This window comes from Anaeromyxobacter soli, from assembly GCF_022808855.1.
GTDB lineage: Bacteria > Myxococcota > Myxococcia > Myxococcales > Anaeromyxobacteraceae > Anaeromyxobacter > Anaeromyxobacter soli.
Genome location: NZ_JAKZLF010000006.1, coordinates 21,063 through 37,875, shown reverse-complemented (window position 1 = coordinate 37,875; position 16,813 = coordinate 21,063). Strand labels below are relative to the sequence as shown.

18 protein-coding genes and 1 riboswitch are annotated in these 16,813 nt (G+C 75.1%); of the genes, 7 read left to right on the top strand and 11 right to left on the bottom strand.

The window, feature by feature from the left end:
- Window positions 1–18: 18 nt before the first annotated feature.
- The 4 genes from MLV88_RS06405 to MLV88_RS06390 all read left to right on the top strand — a co-directional run bounded on the left by MLV88_RS06405 (window position 19) and on the right by MLV88_RS06390 (window position 3,818).
- Window positions 19–1,182 carry a M24 family metallopeptidase gene (locus MLV88_RS06405; protein ID WP_242338295.1) on the top strand — a complete coding sequence of 388 codons (1,164 nt, stop codon included), beginning with the start codon at window positions 19–21 and terminating at the stop codon, window positions 1,180–1,182.
- 93 nt (window positions 1,183–1,275) lie between these two features.
- Window positions 1,276–1,851, top strand: coding sequence for a class I SAM-dependent methyltransferase (locus tag MLV88_RS06400; protein WP_242338297.1), 576 nt, complete (start codon window positions 1,276–1,278; stop codon window positions 1,849–1,851).
- A 109-nt stretch (window positions 1,852–1,960) separates the two neighbouring features.
- A complete protein-coding gene (locus MLV88_RS06395) occupies window positions 1,961–2,977 on the top strand; it encodes a bile acid:sodium symporter family protein (RefSeq protein ID WP_242338299.1) in 1,017 nt (338 codons plus the stop codon).
- 7 nt (window positions 2,978–2,984) lie between these two features.
- Window positions 2,985–3,818: a DUF3014 domain-containing protein gene (locus MLV88_RS06390; RefSeq protein ID WP_243337093.1), complete on the top strand. Its 834-nt coding sequence runs from the start codon at window positions 2,985–2,987 to the stop codon at window positions 3,816–3,818.
- A 90-nt stretch (window positions 3,819–3,908) separates the two neighbouring features.
- On the opposite strand, the gene MLV88_RS06385 is transcribed toward MLV88_RS06390, so the two are convergent.
- From MLV88_RS06385 to MLV88_RS06340, 10 genes are all read right to left on the bottom strand, one after another.
- Entirely contained in the window at window positions 3,909–4,352 is a 444-nt protein-coding gene (locus tag MLV88_RS06385; RefSeq protein ID WP_242338303.1) for a Mov34/MPN/PAD-1 family protein, read from the bottom strand.
- Entirely contained in the window at window positions 4,349–5,305 is a 957-nt protein-coding gene (locus MLV88_RS06380) for a PLP-dependent cysteine synthase family protein (RefSeq protein WP_242338305.1), read from the bottom strand. The genes MLV88_RS06385 and MLV88_RS06380 overlap by 4 nt, the downstream gene beginning before the upstream one ends.
- Complete coding sequence (gene cysK / locus MLV88_RS06375; protein WP_242338307.1) at window positions 5,302–6,270, bottom strand: cysteine synthase A; 969 nt, start codon at window positions 6,268–6,270, stop codon at window positions 5,302–5,304. The genes MLV88_RS06380 and cysK overlap by 4 nt, the downstream gene beginning before the upstream one ends.
- 2 nt (window positions 6,271–6,272) lie before the next feature.
- Window positions 6,273–7,439, bottom strand: a complete 1,167-nt coding sequence (gene moeB, locus MLV88_RS06370) for a molybdopterin-synthase adenylyltransferase MoeB (protein WP_242338309.1) — start codon at window positions 7,437–7,439, stop codon at window positions 6,273–6,275.
- A gap of 4 nt (window positions 7,440–7,443) precedes the next feature.
- The gene (locus MLV88_RS06365; RefSeq protein ID WP_242338311.1) at window positions 7,444–7,719 is read right to left on the bottom strand and encodes a MoaD/ThiS family protein; all 276 of its coding nucleotides are present in this window, start codon (window positions 7,717–7,719) and stop codon (window positions 7,444–7,446) included.
- Between the two features lie 17 nt (window positions 7,720–7,736).
- A complete protein-coding gene (thrC, locus tag MLV88_RS06360; protein ID WP_242338313.1) occupies window positions 7,737–9,014 on the bottom strand; it encodes a threonine synthase in 1,278 nt (425 codons plus the stop codon).
- Window positions 9,015–9,051: 37 nt separating this feature from the next.
- Window positions 9,052–9,127, bottom strand: a riboswitch (SAM riboswitch).
- A gap of 73 nt (window positions 9,128–9,200) precedes the next feature.
- A complete protein-coding gene (locus tag MLV88_RS06355) occupies window positions 9,201–11,039 on the bottom strand; it encodes a nitrite/sulfite reductase (RefSeq protein WP_242359821.1) in 1,839 nt (612 codons plus the stop codon).
- A 10-nt stretch (window positions 11,040–11,049) separates the two neighbouring features.
- A complete protein-coding gene (cobA, locus tag MLV88_RS06350; RefSeq protein WP_242337860.1) occupies window positions 11,050–12,411 on the bottom strand; it encodes a uroporphyrinogen-III C-methyltransferase in 1,362 nt (453 codons plus the stop codon).
- On the bottom strand, window positions 12,408–12,641 hold the full coding sequence (locus MLV88_RS06345; protein ID WP_242337858.1) for a hypothetical protein: 234 nt from the start codon (window positions 12,639–12,641) through the stop codon (window positions 12,408–12,410). Before MLV88_RS06345 ends, cobA begins: the two co-directional genes overlap by 4 nt.
- Window positions 12,642–12,650: 9 nt before the next feature.
- On the bottom strand, window positions 12,651–13,988 hold the full coding sequence (locus MLV88_RS06340) for a YeiH family protein (protein WP_242337856.1): 1,338 nt from the start codon (window positions 13,986–13,988) through the stop codon (window positions 12,651–12,653).
- 376 nt (window positions 13,989–14,364) lie between these two features.
- Here MLV88_RS06340 and MLV88_RS06335 point away from each other — a divergent pair, with 376 nt between their 5' ends.
- Entirely contained in the window at window positions 14,365–14,853 is a 489-nt protein-coding gene (locus MLV88_RS06335) for a hypothetical protein (RefSeq protein WP_242337854.1), read from the top strand.
- 102 nt (window positions 14,854–14,955) lie between these two features.
- Complete coding sequence (locus tag MLV88_RS06330; protein WP_243337091.1) at window positions 14,956–15,324, top strand: DUF1841 family protein; 369 nt, start codon at window positions 14,956–14,958, stop codon at window positions 15,322–15,324.
- Between the two features lie 180 nt (window positions 15,325–15,504).
- On the opposite strand, the gene MLV88_RS06325 is transcribed toward MLV88_RS06330, so the two are convergent.
- Window positions 15,505–16,248 (bottom strand): SDR family NAD(P)-dependent oxidoreductase, encoded by a 744-nt coding sequence (locus MLV88_RS06325; RefSeq protein WP_243337087.1) that lies wholly within the window; start codon window positions 16,246–16,248, stop codon window positions 15,505–15,507.
- Between the two features lie 190 nt (window positions 16,249–16,438).
- Here MLV88_RS06325 and crcB point away from each other — a divergent pair, with 190 nt between their 5' ends.
- Window positions 16,439–16,813, top strand: coding sequence for a fluoride efflux transporter CrcB (gene crcB, locus MLV88_RS06320; RefSeq protein ID WP_242337848.1), 375 nt, complete (start codon window positions 16,439–16,441; stop codon window positions 16,811–16,813).

Genomic DNA, 16,813 nt, shown 5'->3' with positions numbered 1-16,813 from the left:
CCCGTCCATGCTGACCACATGACCCCCGCCACCGAATGCCGGGCCCGCCTCGACGCCCTTCGCGACACGCTCCGCGCCCAGGGGCTCGACGGCGCGGTCCTCGTCCACGCGACCGACGTCTTCTACCTGGCCGGCACGCGCCAGAACGCGGCGCTGTGGGTGCCGGCGGGCGGCGACGCGGTCCTGCTCGTGCGCAAGAGCCTCGAGCGCGCCCGGGCGGAGAGCCCGCTCGCGGACGTCCGCCCGTTCCCGGCTTCGAAGGAGCTCGCGGCGGCGCTCGGCGGGCCGCGTCGGGTAGGGTTCACCTTCGACGTCGCCCCGGGCGCGGTGGAGCGCTTCTGGGCGCGCGCGCTCGGCGCGGAGCTCGCGGACGTGTCGATGGCGCTCCGCGTGCAGCGGAGCGTGAAGTCCCCCTGGGAGCTCGAGCGCATGCGCGAGACCGCGGCGCTCCTCTGCGGCGTCTTCCGCGAGATCCCGTCCTTCCTCCGCCCCGGCATGCGCGAGGTCGATCTCGCCGCGGAGCTCGAGTACCGGATGCGCAAGGCCGGGAACGAGGGGAGCCCGCGGCTGCGCGGGTTCAACCAGGAGTTCTTCATGGGGCTCGCGCTCGCCGCCGGCTCCGCCACCGCCCCGAGCTACTTCGACGGGCCGGTCACCGGGCGCGGGCTGTCGCCGTCCTCCCCGCTCGGCGCGTCGGTCGAGCCCGTGCCGGGGGACGTGCCGATCCTGCTCGACTACACCGCGATGAAGGCGGGCTACGTCACGGACATGACCCGCATCGCGGTGTGCGGCCGGCTCGCCCCCGAGCTCGCGCGCGCGTTCGAGGTGGCGCTCGCGATCCAGGAGGAGGTCGTGAAGGGGCTCCGGCCCGGCGCGATCCCGTCGGAGCTCTGGGCGCGCGCGAAGGCGCTCGCCGAGCGGGAGGGGCTGGGCGATCGCTTCATGGGACCGCCGGGGGCGCAGGCGCGCTTCGTGGGCCACGGCGTCGGCCTCGAGCTGGACGAGCTGCCGGTGCTCGCGCCCGGGCTCGACGTGCCGCTCGTGCGCGGGCAGGTGCTCGCCGTCGAGCCCAAGTTCGTCCTCCCCGGGCTCGGCGCCATCGGGATCGAGAACACCTGGGCGGTGGGCGAGGGCGGCGGGGAGCGGATCACGGAGCTGCCGGACGCGGTGATGGTCGTCTGATCGTACCGGTGGGGCGCTCGCCTGCGGCTCGCCCCTCCCGAGCCCCCGTTCCCTCCGGCGCTCTCGCGGCGCGCCTCGACTAGAAAGAAGAGGGTGGCCGAGGGCGATCGCGAGCGGTGGGACGCGCGGTACCGGGACGAGGACGCGATCCCCGAGCCCTCGCCGCTCCTCGACGCGCTCGACGCGCTCCTCCCGCGGCAGGGTCGGGCGCTCGACGTCGCGGGCGGCTCGGGCCGGAACGCGCTCTGGCTCGCCCGGCGCGGGCTCGAGGTCACGCTCGCCGACGTCTCGGAGGTCGCGCTCGAGCGCGCGGCGCGCGAGGCGCGCCGGCGCGGGCTCTCGCTCGCGACCCTCCGGATCGATCTCGAGGCGTCGCCGTTGCCGCACGGCCCGTGGGACCTCGTCCTCTGCACGTACTTCCTCCACCGGCCGCTCCTCTCGGCGATCCCGGCGGAGCTCGCGCCGGGAGGACTCCTCGTCGTCGCGCACGCGACGCGGAGGAACCTCGAGCGCCACGCGCGCCCGGGGCCGGCGCACCTCCTCGAGGACGGCGAGCTCCCGACGCTCGTCCGCGGGCTCGAGGTCGTCCGCTACGAGGAGGGCTGGCTCGAGTCGGGCCGCCACGAGGCGCGGCTCGTCGCGCGGAAGCCCGCGGCGGCCGCCGGGTGAAGAAGGCCGCGTGGCGCGCCCCGCGGGAGGCCAGGGGAATGGGCGCGCTTCCAAGTCACCCGGCTGGACCCGGCCGCTCGTGCTACTCGTTGTCGGTGGAGGTCACCGCGTGATCGAACGGCTGCGCCGCCTCGCCCGGGACTGGTTCCTCGCCGGCATGGTCTCGGCGGTCGTGCTCGCGACGCTGCTGCCGGAGCTCGGCCGCAGCGGGGGGCCGCTGCACGCCGACCGCGTCGCGAACGCCGGCATCTTCGGCATCTTCTTCTTCCACGGGCTCGCGCTCTCCCGCGACCGCCTGCGCGCCGGCATGATGCGCTGGAAGCTGCACGCGGTCGTGCAGGCCATGACCTACGTGGCGTTCCCGATCGTGGGCCTCGTGCTCGCCGCGGCGTTCGGGCGGTTCCTGCCGGAGGACCTGCTGCTCGGCTTCTTCTACCTCTGCGCGCTGCCCTCCACGATCTCCTCCTCGGTGGCGATGACGGCGGTCGCGCACGGGAACGTCCCCGGCGCGATCTTCAACGCGACCCTGTCGAGCCTCATCGGGATCATCGCGACGCCGCTGCTCGTGAGCGTGTGGGCGTCCACCTCGGGCGAGTCGCTCTCCGTCGGACGCGCCGTGCTCGACATCGCCACCTTGCTGCTCCTCCCCATCGTCCTCGGTCAGCTCCTCCGCCCGGCGCTCGGCGCGTGGTTCCAGCGCTGGCACCGGCACGCGAGCACGTTCGACAAGCTCGTGATCCTGCTGCTCGTCTACGTGTCGTTCTCGGACTCGGTCCGGGCGGGGCTCTGGACGAAGCACGGCGTTTCCGTGCTCGCGATCGCGGTCGCGGGGGCGGCGCTCATCCTCGCGGTGGTCCTGACGCTCTCGACGCGCCTCGCGCGGCTCGTCGGGCTCGACAAGGAGGACGAGATCGCCGCGGTGTTCTGCGGGTCCAAGAAGACGCTCGCCTCGGGGGTGCCGATGGCGAAGCTCATCTTCGGCGCGCACCCCGGGCTCGGCCTCATCGTGCTGCCGATCATGTTCTACCATCAGCTCCAGCTGTTCGTCGGCTCGATCCTGGCGGAGCGCTACGCGCGGCGCCTCCAGGGCGCGCCGTCCCCGGCCCCCGCGGCCGCTCACGAGTGAGGCACGCATGGACGAGACCCCGAAGACCACGCTCCGTCGGCCCAGCAGGGCGCCGCTCGTCGTCGCGATCCTCGTCGTGCTCGGCGCTGCCGGCTTCTGGGCGAGCCGGCGCTTCGGCGGGCGCACCGAGCAGACCCCGCCGGCCGCCGCGCCCGCGTCGCCGGCCGGCGAGACCTCGCCCGCGGCGTCGCCGGCAGCCCCGCCGGTGCGGGCGGCGGACCTCGGGCCGAACGTCAGCGACCCCGAGGCGCGCGCGCTCGCCGACACGGTCTCGCAGAGCGAGCTCTACCGGCGGACGCTCGCGCAGGGCGAGGTCGTCCGGCGCGCCGCCGTGCTCCTCGACAACCTCGCGGAGGGCGTCTCGCCCCGGAAGCAGCTCGACCCCCTCCGGCCGGAGCGTCCGTTCTCGGTGCAGCGGCGTGGCGCCGAGACCGTCATCGACCCGGCCTCGTACGCGCGCTACGACGCCTTCGGCGACGCGATCGCCTCGGTGGACGCCCGCGAGGCGGCGCGCGTCTACCGCTCGCTCCACGGGGTCCTCCAGCTCGCCTACCGCGCGCTCGGCTATCCGGAGGCGTCGCTCGACGACGTCACCGCGCGCGCCCTCGGCCGGCTCGCGGCCGCCCCGGTGGTCGAGGGAGACGTTCCGGTCGTGGAGCGCGAGGGCGTGTTCCTGTTCCAGGACGAGCGGCTCGAGATGGCGCCGCAGGTGGAGAAGCACCTGCTCAGGATGGGGCCGCGGAACACGCGCATCGTGCAGGGGAGGGCGCGCGAGCTCCTCGAGGCGCTCGGGATGCCCGTGCCCCCCGCGCTCGACGCGCCCTCGCCGGCGACGCGATAGGCGGGTGTGGGCTCGGCCTCGCTAGCAGTCGAGGTCGAGCAGTCGAGCTTCGAAGGGTCGGGGTCGAGCTCGAGTTCGACTCGCGGCGGGCTAGTCGAGCTTCGCCTCGACGAAATCGCCCGCGTCGAAGCGGTAGCGCCGCGCCTCGTCGACGCGCCCTCCCCGGACTCCGAGGACGAGGTACTCGGCGCCGGGCAGGAGCTGCTGGCCGTCCACCACCGCGTCGGCCCGGTCCTTGGCGGAGAAGTAGGCGCCGACCTCCACGTGCGAGTGCCACACGGCCACGATCTCGCCGCCGCTCGCCTCGAGCTCCTCGTGGACGCGGAGCTGGGCGCGCGGATCCATGAGGTAGCTCTCGCGGCTCGTGCGCGGGAACCTCGCGGGATCGAGCGCGTGGTAGCGGTCGGCGACGTTCGGGAGCGAGAGGGCCTCGAGCGCGTCGCCGCGGCGGACGACGAACCCGCACACCTCGCGCTCCGGGTCCGCCTCGCTGAGCTTTCGCAGGCGCGCCAGCAGCTCCGGGCCGTAGGTCACCAGGTGATCCTCCGGTCCCAGCGGCGCGGCTCGAAGTAGCGGTCGGCGCGGTCCGGCAGGACCGTCACGACGTTACCCCGCTCGCCGGCCGCCGCCATGCGCTCGGCCACCTGGAGCGCCCCGGCCACCGCGGCGCCGCTCGAGTGCCCGACGCGCAGCCCCTCCTCGCGACCCAGGCGCTCGGCCATCGCCCAGCCCTCCGCGGTGGGCATGGAGATCTTCCCGTCGAGCTCGGCCTCGTCGTAGATCGCCGGCACGATCGAGCTCTCCATGTGCTTCAGCCCCTCGAGGCCGTGGAGCGGCTCGGCGGGCTCGACCGCGTGGCAGCGCACCCCCGGCGCGAGCGCGCGCAGCCCGCGCGAGGTCCCCATCACCGTGCCGCTCGTGCCGATCCCGGCCACGAACGCGGCCACCCCGCCGTCGAGCGCCTCGGCGATCTCCACCGCGGTCCCGAGCTCGTGGGCGCGCGGGTTCTCCGGGTTCCCGTACTGGTCCGGGTAGAACCAGCGATCCGGCTCCCGCGCCACGAGCTCGCGCACCTGGCGGATGGCGCCGTCGGAGCCCTCGAGCGGATCCGAGAACACGAGCTCGGCGCCGAACGCCTGCGCGATGCGCTTGCGCGCGGCGCTCACGTTGCGCGGCATGACGAGGGCGCAGCGGACCCCGAGCGCCGCGCAGATCCAGGCGTAGGCGACGCCGGTGTTGCCGCTCGTGGAGTCGACGAGGGTGCGCCCGGGCCCGAGGCGCCCGTCCTGGAGCGCGGCCTCGATCATGCGGAGCGCGGGGCGGTCCTTGACCGAGCCGCCGGGGTTCATGAACTCGCACTTCGCGTAGAGGCGGATGCCGGGGAGCTCCGCCCCGATGCGGCGCAGCCGCACGAGCGGCGTGCTCCCGACGAGCCGCGCCACCGTCTCGACGGGCGCGGCGCCGTGGCGGAGGCCGGGCGCGGTCATCGCGCGGCCTCGCGCGCGAACCACTCCGCCGCGGAGAAGTAGCGCTCGCCGGTGTCGGGCAGCACGGTTGCGACGCGGTGGCCCGCGCCGAGCTCGCGCGCCACCCGGATCGCAGCGACGACCGCCGCGCCGCTCGAGGTGCCGACGAGGAGCCCCTCCTCCCGGGCCAGCCGGAGCTTCATCGCCCACGCCTCCTCGTCGCTCACCCGCTCGACCCGATCGTACGCGGCCGGGTCGAGCACGCGCGGGACGAAGCCCGCGCCCAGCCCCTGGATCCGCGTCGGGCCGGGAGTCCCGCCGGACAGGACGGCGCAGGCCTCGGGCTCGACCGCGACCATGAGCGTCCCGGGGCGCTCCCTCCGCAAGACCCCGGCGACGCCGGTGAGCGTCCCGCCCGTCCCGACGCCTGCGACGAAGGCGCCCAACGGCCCGCCGAGCGCGTCGAGGGCGAGGAGGAGCTCGCGCGCGGTCCCGTCGCGGTGCGCCTGCGGGTTCGCCGGGTTCTCGAACTGCTGGAGGAGGAGCGCGCCGGTCTCTCGCGAGAGCTCGCTCGCCCGCGCCACCGCGGGCGGCATGCCCGCCTCCGCGGGGGTGAGGACCAGCTCCGCCCCGTACGCCTCGAGCGCCTGCCGGTGCTCGAGGGAGGTCGAGTCCGGCATGACGAGCGTGAGCCGGTAGCCCTTCACCGCGCAGACGAGCGCGAGCCCCAGCCCGGTGTTCCCGCTCGTCGGCTCCACCACGCGCCCCCCGGGCGCGAGCCGGCCGTCGCGCTCGGCCGCCTCGATCATGGCGACCGCGATGCGGTCCTTGACCGAGCCGCCCGGGTTCATGGACTCGAGCTTCGCGAGCACCTCCGCCGCGCCGGGAGGGACCACGCGGCGGAGCTTCACGACGGGCGTGCCGCCCACGGCGTCGAGGATCGTCTCGAGCGGCGGGGCGGCGCGGGGGCGCGCGGAGGCGGGCACGGTCAGTACCGCGGCACGGTGGGGTCGATCTCCTCGCTCCAGCGGAGGATGCCGCCCTCGAGGTTCCACACGCGCTTGAACCCTGCCTCCTGGAGCTGGCGCACCGCCTTCGCGCTGCGCACGCCGCTCTTGCAGTAGAGGACCACGTCGCGCGCGCTGTCGAAGGTGCGGAGCGCGTCGGCGAAGGAGGAGAGCGGCGCGAGGCGCGCGCCCTCGATCCGGCCGATGTCCCACTCGTGCGGCTCGCGCACGTCGACGAGGTCGAGGTCGGCGCCGCCGCGCCGCCGCTCGTCGAGCTCGGCGACCGTGAGGACGGGCACGCCGGCCGTCTCGTCCTCGCCGCCGCGGATCCCGCAGAATTGCTGGTAGTCGATGAGCTCCTCGATCTCGCGCGTTCCGCAGGCGGGGCAGCGCGGGTCCTTGCGGAGCTTCACCGTGCGGAACTGCATCCCCAGCGCGTCCACGAGGAGGAGCCGCCCGACGAGCGGCTCGCCGATGCCGGCGATGAGCTTCACCGTCTCGGTCGCCTGCACGAGCCCGACGAGGCCCGGCAGGATCCCGAGCACGCCGCCCTCCGCGCAGGAGGGCACGAGCCCGGGGGGAGGCGGCTCCGGGTAGAGGCAGCGGTAGCAGGGGCCCGCGTCCGTGCAGAACACCGTGGACTGGCCCTCGAACCGGTAGATCGAGCCGTAGACGTTGGGCTTGCCGAGCAGCACGCACGCGTCGTTCACGAGGTAGCGCGTCGCGAAGTTGTCGGTGCCGTCCACCACGAGGTCGTAGTCCCGGATGATCTCGAGCGCGTTCTCGGAGGTGAGCCACGCCTCGTGCGCGACCACCTCCACGTGCGGGTTGAGATCGCGGATCCGATCGCGGGCGGACTCGACCTTCTTGCGGCCGACGTCCTTCGTGCCGTGCAGCACCTGGCGCTGCAGGTTCGTCGCGTCCACCACGTCGAACTCGACGATCCCGAGGGTGCCGACGCCCGCGGCGGCGAGGTAGAGCCCGATGGGCGAGCCGAGGCCGCCCGCGCCCACCATGAGCACGCGCGCCGCCTTGAGGCGGCGCTGACCCTCGACGCCGACCTCCGGGATGATGAGGTGGCGGCTGTAGCGGAGGATCTCCTCCTGCGACAGCGGCGGGAGCTCCTGTGCGGTGCGGCCGATGGACATCTCGCTAGCCTCCTGCGATGGCGGGGACGACCACGATCTCGGCGCCGTCCGGCACGGGCGTCGCGAAGCCCTGCTGGAACCGGATGTCCTCGTCGTCCAGGTAGAAGATGACGTAAGGGTACGGCTCGCCCTTCGCATCGCGAAGCCGGGGGCCGAGCTCGGGAAAGCGGCCCGCGAGGTCGCCGACGACCTCTCCGACGGTGGCGCCGCGCGCCTCGTGGACGGTCTTTCCGCCGGCGGCCTTCGCGAGCACGGCGGGGAGCCTCAAGGTGATGGGCATCTTCGTCTCTCCTCGGATCAGGCGTCCACGAGCGCCGCGACCTCGCGGAGCTTCGCTGAGATGACCGGCGTCTCCGGCAGGGCGGGGACGACGGCGTCGATGGTCTTGAGACCGTTTCCGGTGATGCAGAGCACGAGCTCGTCCTGCGCGCGCAGCTTACCCTCGCGCGCGAGCTTCAGCGCTGCGGCGACGGTGACCCCGCCGGCGGTCTCGGTGAAGACGCCGGTGGTCTCGGCGAGGAGGCGGATGCCGCGCACGAGCTCCTCGTCGGTGACCGCCGCCGCCGCGCCGCCCGAGGCGCGGATCGCCCTCGCCGCGAAGGGCCCGTCCGCCGGGTTCCCGATGGCGATCGAGCGGGCGATGGTGCGGGGGACCACGGGCTCGATCGCCTCGCCGCCCTTCTCGAACAGGTTCACGATGGGCGCGCACCCGGCGGCCTGCGCCCCGTACATCCGCGGCAGCGGCCCGTCCACGAGGTGGGCGCCGGCGAGCTCGTGGAAGCCCTTGTCGAGCTTCGTCACGAGCGAGCCGCCCGCCATCGGGGCGATGACCGCGTCGGGCAGCCGCCAGCCGAGCTGCTCCGCGATCTCGAAGGCCATGGTCTTCGAGCCCTCGCCGTAGTAGCTGCGCAGGTTCAGGTTCACGAGCCCCCAGCCGAAGCGATCCGCCACCTGGGCGCAGAGCCGGTTCACGTCGTCGTACGTGCCGCGCACGCGCACGAGGCGCGGGCCGTAGACGGCGGTGCCCACGATCTTCGCGAGCTCGAGGTCCTCGGGGATGAAGATCCAGGCGGCGAGCCCGGCGCGCGCCGCCTGCGCGGCGACGGCGTTCGCGAGGTTGCCGGTGGACGCGCAGCCGACCGTGTCGAGGCCGAGCCCCGCCGCGGCGTTCAGCGCCACCGCCACCACCCGGTCCTTGAACGACTGGGTCGGGTGGGAGACCGCGTCGTTCTTCACGAGCGCGCGCCGCACGCCGAGCGCGCGGGCGAGCGCCGGCGCGTCCACGAGCGGCGTGAAGCCGGTGTCGAGCGAGAGGACGGGCTCGCCGAGGATGGGGAGCCACTCGCGGTAACGCCAGATCGAGCGGGGCCGCGCCTCGATCTGCCAGCGCGTGGGCAGGACGCGGTCGCTCTCGTACGCCGGCTCGAGGGGCCCGACGCACTCCTCGCACACCGCCACGGGGCGAGGCTCGAAGCGCGCGCCGCAGCGGCGGCAGACGAGGGGGGACAGCTCCGGACGGTGCGGATCCGCTGAAGCGGACGCCGCGCGGGGCGCGGCCGCGAGGGACGAGGACATGCTGGAGACTTCCTTCTCCCTCGCCGGACGGCACTGCAGGCAGCCGGGGAGGGGCTTTTTAGCGGTTGGTTTAACGTGGCCGCAATACGCCGCAAATCGCCACGGACTCCGATCGCCGCGGCTGCGGCGATCGGTGGTCATCCTATTTAGCGGACGAGCCTCCCGTCAAGCGGAGGATCTCCATTTTCAGGCGGCGCACTCGCCCGCCTGGGTCTCGGGGCTGAAGTCGTCGCTCGCCCCGGGCTCGACGAAGTCCTCCGGCGCGGCGTCCTCGAGCCTGAGCGCCTCGAGCGGAGCGACGACGGCCTTCACGCGATCGAGCGCGCGGGAGAAGAACGGCCCGGCGGCCTCGCCCTCGCGCCGCTCGGCGAGGTACAGCGCCGTGAGCCGCTCCACGGCCTCGGGGACGCGCCGCGCGGGCACCTTGCCCGCCAGCTTCCCGAACGTCGCGACGCCGTCCTCCGCGCCCCCGCCGACGAGCACGAAGTACTGCGGGACCGCCCGGCCGCCGAGCTTTCGCGCGCTCCCCTGCAGGCCGATGGCGGCGAGGTGGTGCTGGCTGCAGCCGTTCGGGCAGCCGGAGACGTGGACCGGCAGCGCGGCGGCGAGGCCGGGCGCGCCGAGCCGCTGCCGGACGCGCTCCTCGACGAGCCGCGCGATCCCGCGGGTGCGCGTCACGGCGAGGCGGCACACGTCCGCGCCGGGGCAGGCGACGACGTCCGCGGCGCTCCGCGCGCCGTCGCGCCCGAGCCCCGCCGCGGCGAGCCGCGCGAACAGGGCGGGGACCTCGTCGGACGGCACCCAGCGCACCAGGACCTTGCCGTCGCTCGCGAAGCGGACGGCGCCGTCGCCGTGCGCGAGCGCGAGGTCCGCGAGCACCTCGAGCTGCGCGGCGGTGACGTCTCCCTGCGGGAGCGACACGGTGACCGCGGAGAAGCCGGGCTGGCGCTGGGGCCGGACGTTCGTCGCGCGGAACGCGGCGAGCGCCGCGGGCGACGGCGCGAGCACGGGCAGGACCGCCGGCGGCTCGCCGGGGCCGCGGGGCGGCGCCGCGGCGACGCGCGCGGAGATCTCCGCGGCGGTGGGAGGCTCCGGACGCGCGTGCGCGGGCGGCGGGGCGTCCGCCGGCGCGGCGTCGGGATCGAACGGGAGCCGCGGGGCGCCCTCGGCCCGCACGCGCGCGAGCTCCTCCTCGACGAGCGCGCGGAAGGGCTCGAACCCGAGCGACCGGACGAGGAACTTGAGCCGGTTGCGCTGCTTGTTCACCCGGTCGCCGCGGGCGTGGAACACGCGGACGATCGCCTCGGCGAGCGCGAGGAGCTCCGACGCGGGCAGGAAGTCGACGAGCGGCGCGCCGGAGGTGCACAGGGACGCCGTCCCGCCCGCGACCGTCACCGAGAAGCCGCGCACGGTCCGCCCGCCCTCGGTCCGCACGCGCGCGCGGAAGCCGAGGTCGTGGATGGCCGTCGCGACGTGGTCCTCGGCGCAGCCCTCGAAGGCGATCTTGAACTTGCGCGGCAGCGCGTTCGCGAGCGGGTGGCGCAGGAAGTGGCGCGTCGCCGCCTCGGCGTAGGGCGTCACGTCGAAGAGCTCGTCCGGCGAGACGCCGGCGAGGGGGCAGGCGACCACGTTGCGGACCGCGTTGCCGCCCGCGCCGGAGGTGGTGACGCCGTCCGCCGCGAGCCGGCGGAGCGCGGGCTCGAGGTCCGCCGGCCGCACGAAGTGCACCTGGAAGTTCTGGCGGGTCGTCACGTGCCCGTAGCCGCGCGAGAAGCGCGCCGCGACGTCGGCGAGCGCGCGGAGCTGCGCGGCGGAGGTCGCGCCCTGCGGCAGCTTGATGCGCAGCATGTGCAGGCCGTCCTGCCGCTGCGAGTAGGCGCCGCGCACCACGCGGTAGGCGCGCCAGGCGTCGGCGTCGATCTCACCGCGCTCGAAGCGGCCGAGCGTCTCGACGAAGGCGTCGATCTCGCGGTCGTCCGCGAAGGTCTCCCGGACGGGCGGGGTGGGCTCTGAGGGGCGGGACATGCGGCTCCTTTCAGGCGCTCTGCGCGGGCGCGAGCGGTTCGTGGTCACGCGCGTCGGCGCGCGAGGAGGTGAGCTGCAGGGCGGCGACGGCGCCGATGACGAGGGTGCCGGGGAGCTCCGGGTGATCGGGCAGCGCGGCGTGGCGCAGCCCCGCGAGCGTGCCCTTCCAGGCGAACGCGTCGGGGGACGACGCGCCGAGGACGATCGCGGCGGGCGTCTCCCGATCCCACCCGCGCGAGAGGAGCCGGGTCGCGATCCGCTCGCGCGCGCCGATCCCCATGAGGACGACGAGCGTGAGCGAGGTCTCGGCGCCCATCCGATCCAGGATCGGCCCGTAGGTCCGCTCGTCGTGCCCCGCGATCACCGCGAAGCCGGCCGCGAGCCCGCGGTGCGTCACCGGGATGCCGGCCAGCGCGGGCGCGGCGATGGCGGACGACACCCCGGGTACGACCTCGAACGGCACGCCCGCGGCGGCGAGCGCGCGCGCCTCCTCGCCGCCCCGCCCGAAGACGAACGGGTCGCCGCACTTGAGCCGGACGACGCGCTTGCCCTGCCGCGCGGCGCCCACGAGGAGCCGCTCGATCGCGCGCTGCGACACGCTGGGGCGGCCGGCGCGCTTCCCGACCTGGAAGCAGTGCGCGCGCGGCGCGAGCCTCAGCACGTCGGCGTCCACGAGCGCGTCGTAGAGGACGACCTCCGCCTCGGCGAGCCGGTCGGCGGCGCGCCGGGTGAGGAGGCCCGGATCGCCGGGCCCCGCGCCGACGAGCGACACCAGGCCCGGCGGCGTCGGCGCGGCGGCGCCGGGGGAGGGCGCGCGCGCGTACAGGGAGTTCAGCTTCTCGAGCAGGAGCGGGCGGCGGGTGGCGAGCGGCACGCGGGCGCGCTTCCAGCCCTCGCGCTCCGCCTCGGCGGTGTCCACCCAGGACGCGAGGTCGCGCGGCAGGAGCGCGTCGAGCGCCTCGCGCAGCAGCCCGGCGAGGGCAGGGGCGCGCCCGCCCGTGGAGATCGCCACCGTGGCGTCGCCCCGCCGGACGACGCCGGCGGTGTACGCGGTCGCGGTCTCCGGATCGTCGACCGCGTTCACGAGCAGGCGCCGCGCCTCGGCGGCCTCCGCGACCTCGCGGTTCACCGCCGGCGTCGCGGCGGCGACGGCGAGCCAGGCCGCGTCGAGATCCGCGGGCCGGAACGGCCGGCGGTGCACCGCCGCGGCGCCCGCGGCGACGTCGTCGCGCACCTCCGGCGCGACCACCGTCACGCGCGCGCCGGCCTCGGCGAGCTGCCGGACGCGCAGGGCCGCCATCGCCCCGCCGCCCACGACCACGACCTCGCGGCCGGCGAGCTTCACGAACAGCGGGACGAGGGGCGCGGTCACAGCACCCCCCACTGGCGCACGTACTCGAGGAACACCTGGAACTCCCGATCGCGGAACCCGAGCGCGAGGAGGTGGCGCTTCGCGTCGCCGGCCTCGACCGTGGTGGACTCGGCGACGATGCGAGCGCGCTCGCGGCGGACTTCGAACCCACGCGCCGCGAGCGCGTCGGCGAGCGCGCCGGACCGCGGCGCGCGGGCGTCCACGGTGACGCGGGTGACGTGGTCGACCATCGCGGCCTCCTACTTCACCGCGTCCCAGTAGGACGCGAACACGGAGGTGGAGAGCCAGTAGCCGAGCGGGACGTTCACGAGGACGCCGAGCGCGAACGCGGCGAACGGGCGCCAGCCGAACCGGGTCAGCTCGCGAAAGCGGGTCGTGAAGCCGATCGAGAGGAACGTCCAGGTGAACGCCCAGCCGCGCAGGTTCTTGAGGGGCCCGATCGCCTCCTTGGAGAACTGCGTCCCGATCTTCGAGTCGACGGAGGCGAGCACGACCGTCACGGCGAGCGAGGCGACGAGGAACCCGAGGATGAACTTGGGGAAGCGCTGCCAGATCTCGGCCGGGCGGACCCGCTCCGCCTCGGCGGCGCCCTTCCGCTCCCAGCGCGTGACCGACAGGAAGGCCACCACGAGCGCCCACACCCCCACGAACATGTCGCGCCCGACCACCTTCATGAGCGTGAACGTCTTGATGGCGCGCTCGTCGCCGAGGGTGGCGGCGGCGGCGAAGCCCGCGGCGTCGGCGAACTCCGAGGTGCCGATCCAGGCGCCGGCCTGGCCGGGGCCGAGGCCGAGGTGCCGGGCCCCGACGGGGAGGAGGAAGATCATCGCGACGGCCCAGAGGATCACCATCGAGATCGCCACAGAGACGTGGCTCTTCTCCGCGCGGCACGCGCCGCCGATGGCGATGGCCGCCGACACGCCGCAGATCGAGCCGCCCGCGCCGAGCGTGGCGCCGAAGCGCGGATCGAGGCCGAACAGCCGGGTCGCGGCGAGGTAGATCGCGGCGAAGGTCGTCACGGCCACGATCGTCGCCTGCAGGATGGCGAGCGGGCCGGCCTGGAGGATGATCGTGAACGGCAGCGTCGCGCCCATGAGCACGATGCCGACCTTGACGTAGAACTCGGTGCGGAGCGCCGACTGGAACCAGCGCGGCAGCGCGACGGCGTTCCCGAGCACCATGCCGACCACGAGCGCGAGGAGGGGCGGCTCGAGCTGCCAGGCCTTCAGGACCTCGTTCGAGCCGAGGATCGCGACCACGATCGAGAACACGAACAGCACGCCGAACCCGGCGGCGTACTTCGCGACGTCCCAGCCGATCACCGCCGAGGCGGCGCCGAAGAGCGCGAGGAAGACGCCGAAGAGCACGAGGGGCGAGGCCGGGTTCGCCTGCAGCGTCGCGAGCACCTTCCCGGCGTCCGACCAGGCGGGGAAGGAGAGCGCCGCCGTCGAGACGAGCCGCGTCGCGCCGAGGAAGAAGGCGGAGGTGACGGCGAGCACGATCCCGAGCGCGATCAGGATCGCCCAGGTGTCCTCGCGGCGGTGCCAGGGGAGCGTGGAGGGAGGAGCGGCGGACATGGGAGTTCCTCGTGCGGTGCGCAGGGCTTCGCCAGGGACGCGCCGTCCGGCAGCCCGTGACGGCCGGCGCGTCTACTCGAACGGGGTGAAGGAGCTCGCCGGCGCTCAGCCGCGCATTCGCGCGGGAGGCGCCGGCCGGCGACACATGCATCGCCGGTGGAGCGTCCGACGCGCGGCGGAGCGGGAGGAGGCGGGGAGGGCGCGCATCGTGTGCGAATCCTAGATGACGGACGAAACTCCTGTCAAGCGGACAACGGATGAGTGTCCGACTTAACGGACGAGCGCAGCCGGTTCCCCCCGGAGCCCGTTCCGCGCCGTGACGGGGTCTCCTCGCCGGGGTTGAGCGCCACTATCTCGTTCTGTCGAGGAGGCGGTCATGACGAGGCGTGCACCGGTCGCAGTGCTCACGTTCTGGGCGCTCGCCGCGCCGGCCGGGGCGGAGGTGCCGGCTCCGGCGACCGCCGATGCCGCCGGAGCGTGCGCGCTTCATTCGCCCCAGGCGACCGCGTCGAGCGCCGCGTGCGTGGCCTGCCACCCGCGCGGGCGCGAAGGCCATACGCACCCCGTGGACTTCTCGTACGCGCAGGCCCAGGCGGGTCGCTCGTCCGCGCTGCGCGATCCCGCAGAGGTCGCCCGCCGGCAGATCCGGCTGCCCGAGGGGGAGGTGCGGTGCGCGACCTGTCACGACGCCGACTCGCCCTGGGCCGCCCACGTCGCGCTCCCGCCCGGCGCCGAGGCGCGGCTCGCGCCCGATCCTCGCGCCGTCCTCCCCGGAGAGGACGCGGGCAAGGCGCAGGCACGGCGGCCCCGGCCGGGCGAGGCGGTGGCCACCCGACCGCTGTGCGTCGGGTGTCACGTGTACTGACGGCGGGCTTCGCTCGCCTGTTCGTCGTCCGATGCTGCGCGCGCCTTCGCCTCGCGGCGGGTTGCGGCGCCTCCGGGCGCGGCGCTAAGGTCCGCGCCGAGCATGGACTACGACGCCGATCGCGCGCCCGAGCCGCGCGCCTGGAAGGACGTCCCGCAGGAGGAGCGCCTGCGCGCGGTCGAGGCGCACCACCACGCGCTCTCCCGACCGCACCCGCCGATGCCGAAGCCGCGCGTCCACGCAGCGCTCCACCTCGTGGTGGAGGACCAGCTCGCCTCGGGCGAGCCGCCGCAGGCGCGCGGCGCGGTCGAGCGGCTCGTGGCCGGCGGCCTCACGCGCCACGAGGCGCTGCACGTGGTGGGGCGCGTGGCGGCGGACGCGCTCGACGCCGCGCTCAAGGGCGGCCGCTTCGACGCCGCCGCCTACGCCCGCGCGCCCGACGCCCGGCCGCCGCCGGCGCCGGCGCGGTAGCGGCCAGCCATGTTCGAACGGGGGCGGCGCCCCCGCCCCGCCGACGGCTGACCGCCGTCGTCGGGGACCCCACCCCTGCTCGCCGGGTCCCGTGCGCCGCCGCGAGCGGCTTCGCCGCTTCGCCGGCGTCGCCCCGGCGGGCTCGCTTCGCTCGCCTGTTCGCGGATCGTGATCGGCCGTTCAGGCCATGAGCGCGCCGCCGCTCACCGGCACGTACACGCCGGTGAGGAAGCGCCCGTGCTCGGACGCCACCATCAGCACCGCGCCCGCGACGTCCTCGGGCACCCCGATCCGGCGGAGCGGCGTCATCCGGGCCATCGCCTCCTTCTGGGCGGCCGGCTGATGAGCGGTCGCGTCGGTGTCGGTGAGCCCAGGCGCGACGGCGTTCACGCGGACGCCGTGGGGCCCCAGCTCGAGCGCGAGCCCGCGGACGAAGGCGTCGAGCCCGGCCTTGGCGGTGCTGTGGGCGCAGAAGCCCGGGCCGGGGTGGCGGGACAGGCCGCTCGAGATCGCCACGATGCAGCCGGACCCGCGGGCGATCATGCCGGGGGCGACCGCCTGGCAGCAGTGGAACGCCGCGCCCAGCTCACCGTCGAGCTTCGCCTGGAAGTCCGCCCAGCGGTACTCGACGAACGGGCGGATGGGGAACGAGATCGACGCGTTCACCACGAGCGTGTCGATGGGGCCGAGCGCCGCCTCCGCCTCCGCGACCATCCCCGCGACCTGCCCGGGATCGCGCACGTCGGCCCGCACCGCGACCGCCCGCCCGTCCGCGGCGCGGATCTCGTCCACGACGGCGCGCGCCGCCTCCTCGCTCTGGAACCAGTTGACGGCCACGGCGGCGCCGTGGCGCGCGAGGAGCTTCGCGGTCGCCGCGCCGATGCCGCGGCTCGCGCCCGTCACGAGGGCGACGCGTCTCTTCATCATGGGTGACCTCCGGTGCGAGGGAGAAGGGCCGAGGCGAGCCTAGACGAGCGATCGGGATTTTGGAAACGGTCCGCGAGCGAGGCGAGCCCGCCGGGGCGACCCGCGCATCGCGGCGGGGCCGCGAACGGTCGTCCAGCGCGGCGCCGCACCGTTGCGGATCGGCGCCGGCCGCGATAGACCGGCGGCCGTGATCCGGCTCCTCATCGTGTGCGCGGGCGGCGCGCTCGGCAGCGGCGCGCGCTACCTCGTCTCGACCTGGGCGGCGCGCGCGCTCGGCGCCGACTTCCCGCGCGGTACGCTCATCGTGAACGTCGTGGGCTCGTTCCTGCTCGCGCTGCTCATGGGGCTCGCGGGGGCGCGGGAGGGGATCTCGCCGGAGGTGCGGCTCTTCCTCGGGGCGGGGATCCTCGGCGGCTTCACGACCTACTCGTCGTTCAACTACGAGACGCTCGCCCTCCTCGAGCGCGGCCCGGCGCACGCGCTCGCGAACGTCGCCCTCACGCTCCTGGGGTGCCTCGCCGCGGGGTTCGTGGGCCTCCTCGCCGCGCGCACGCTCGGGTGA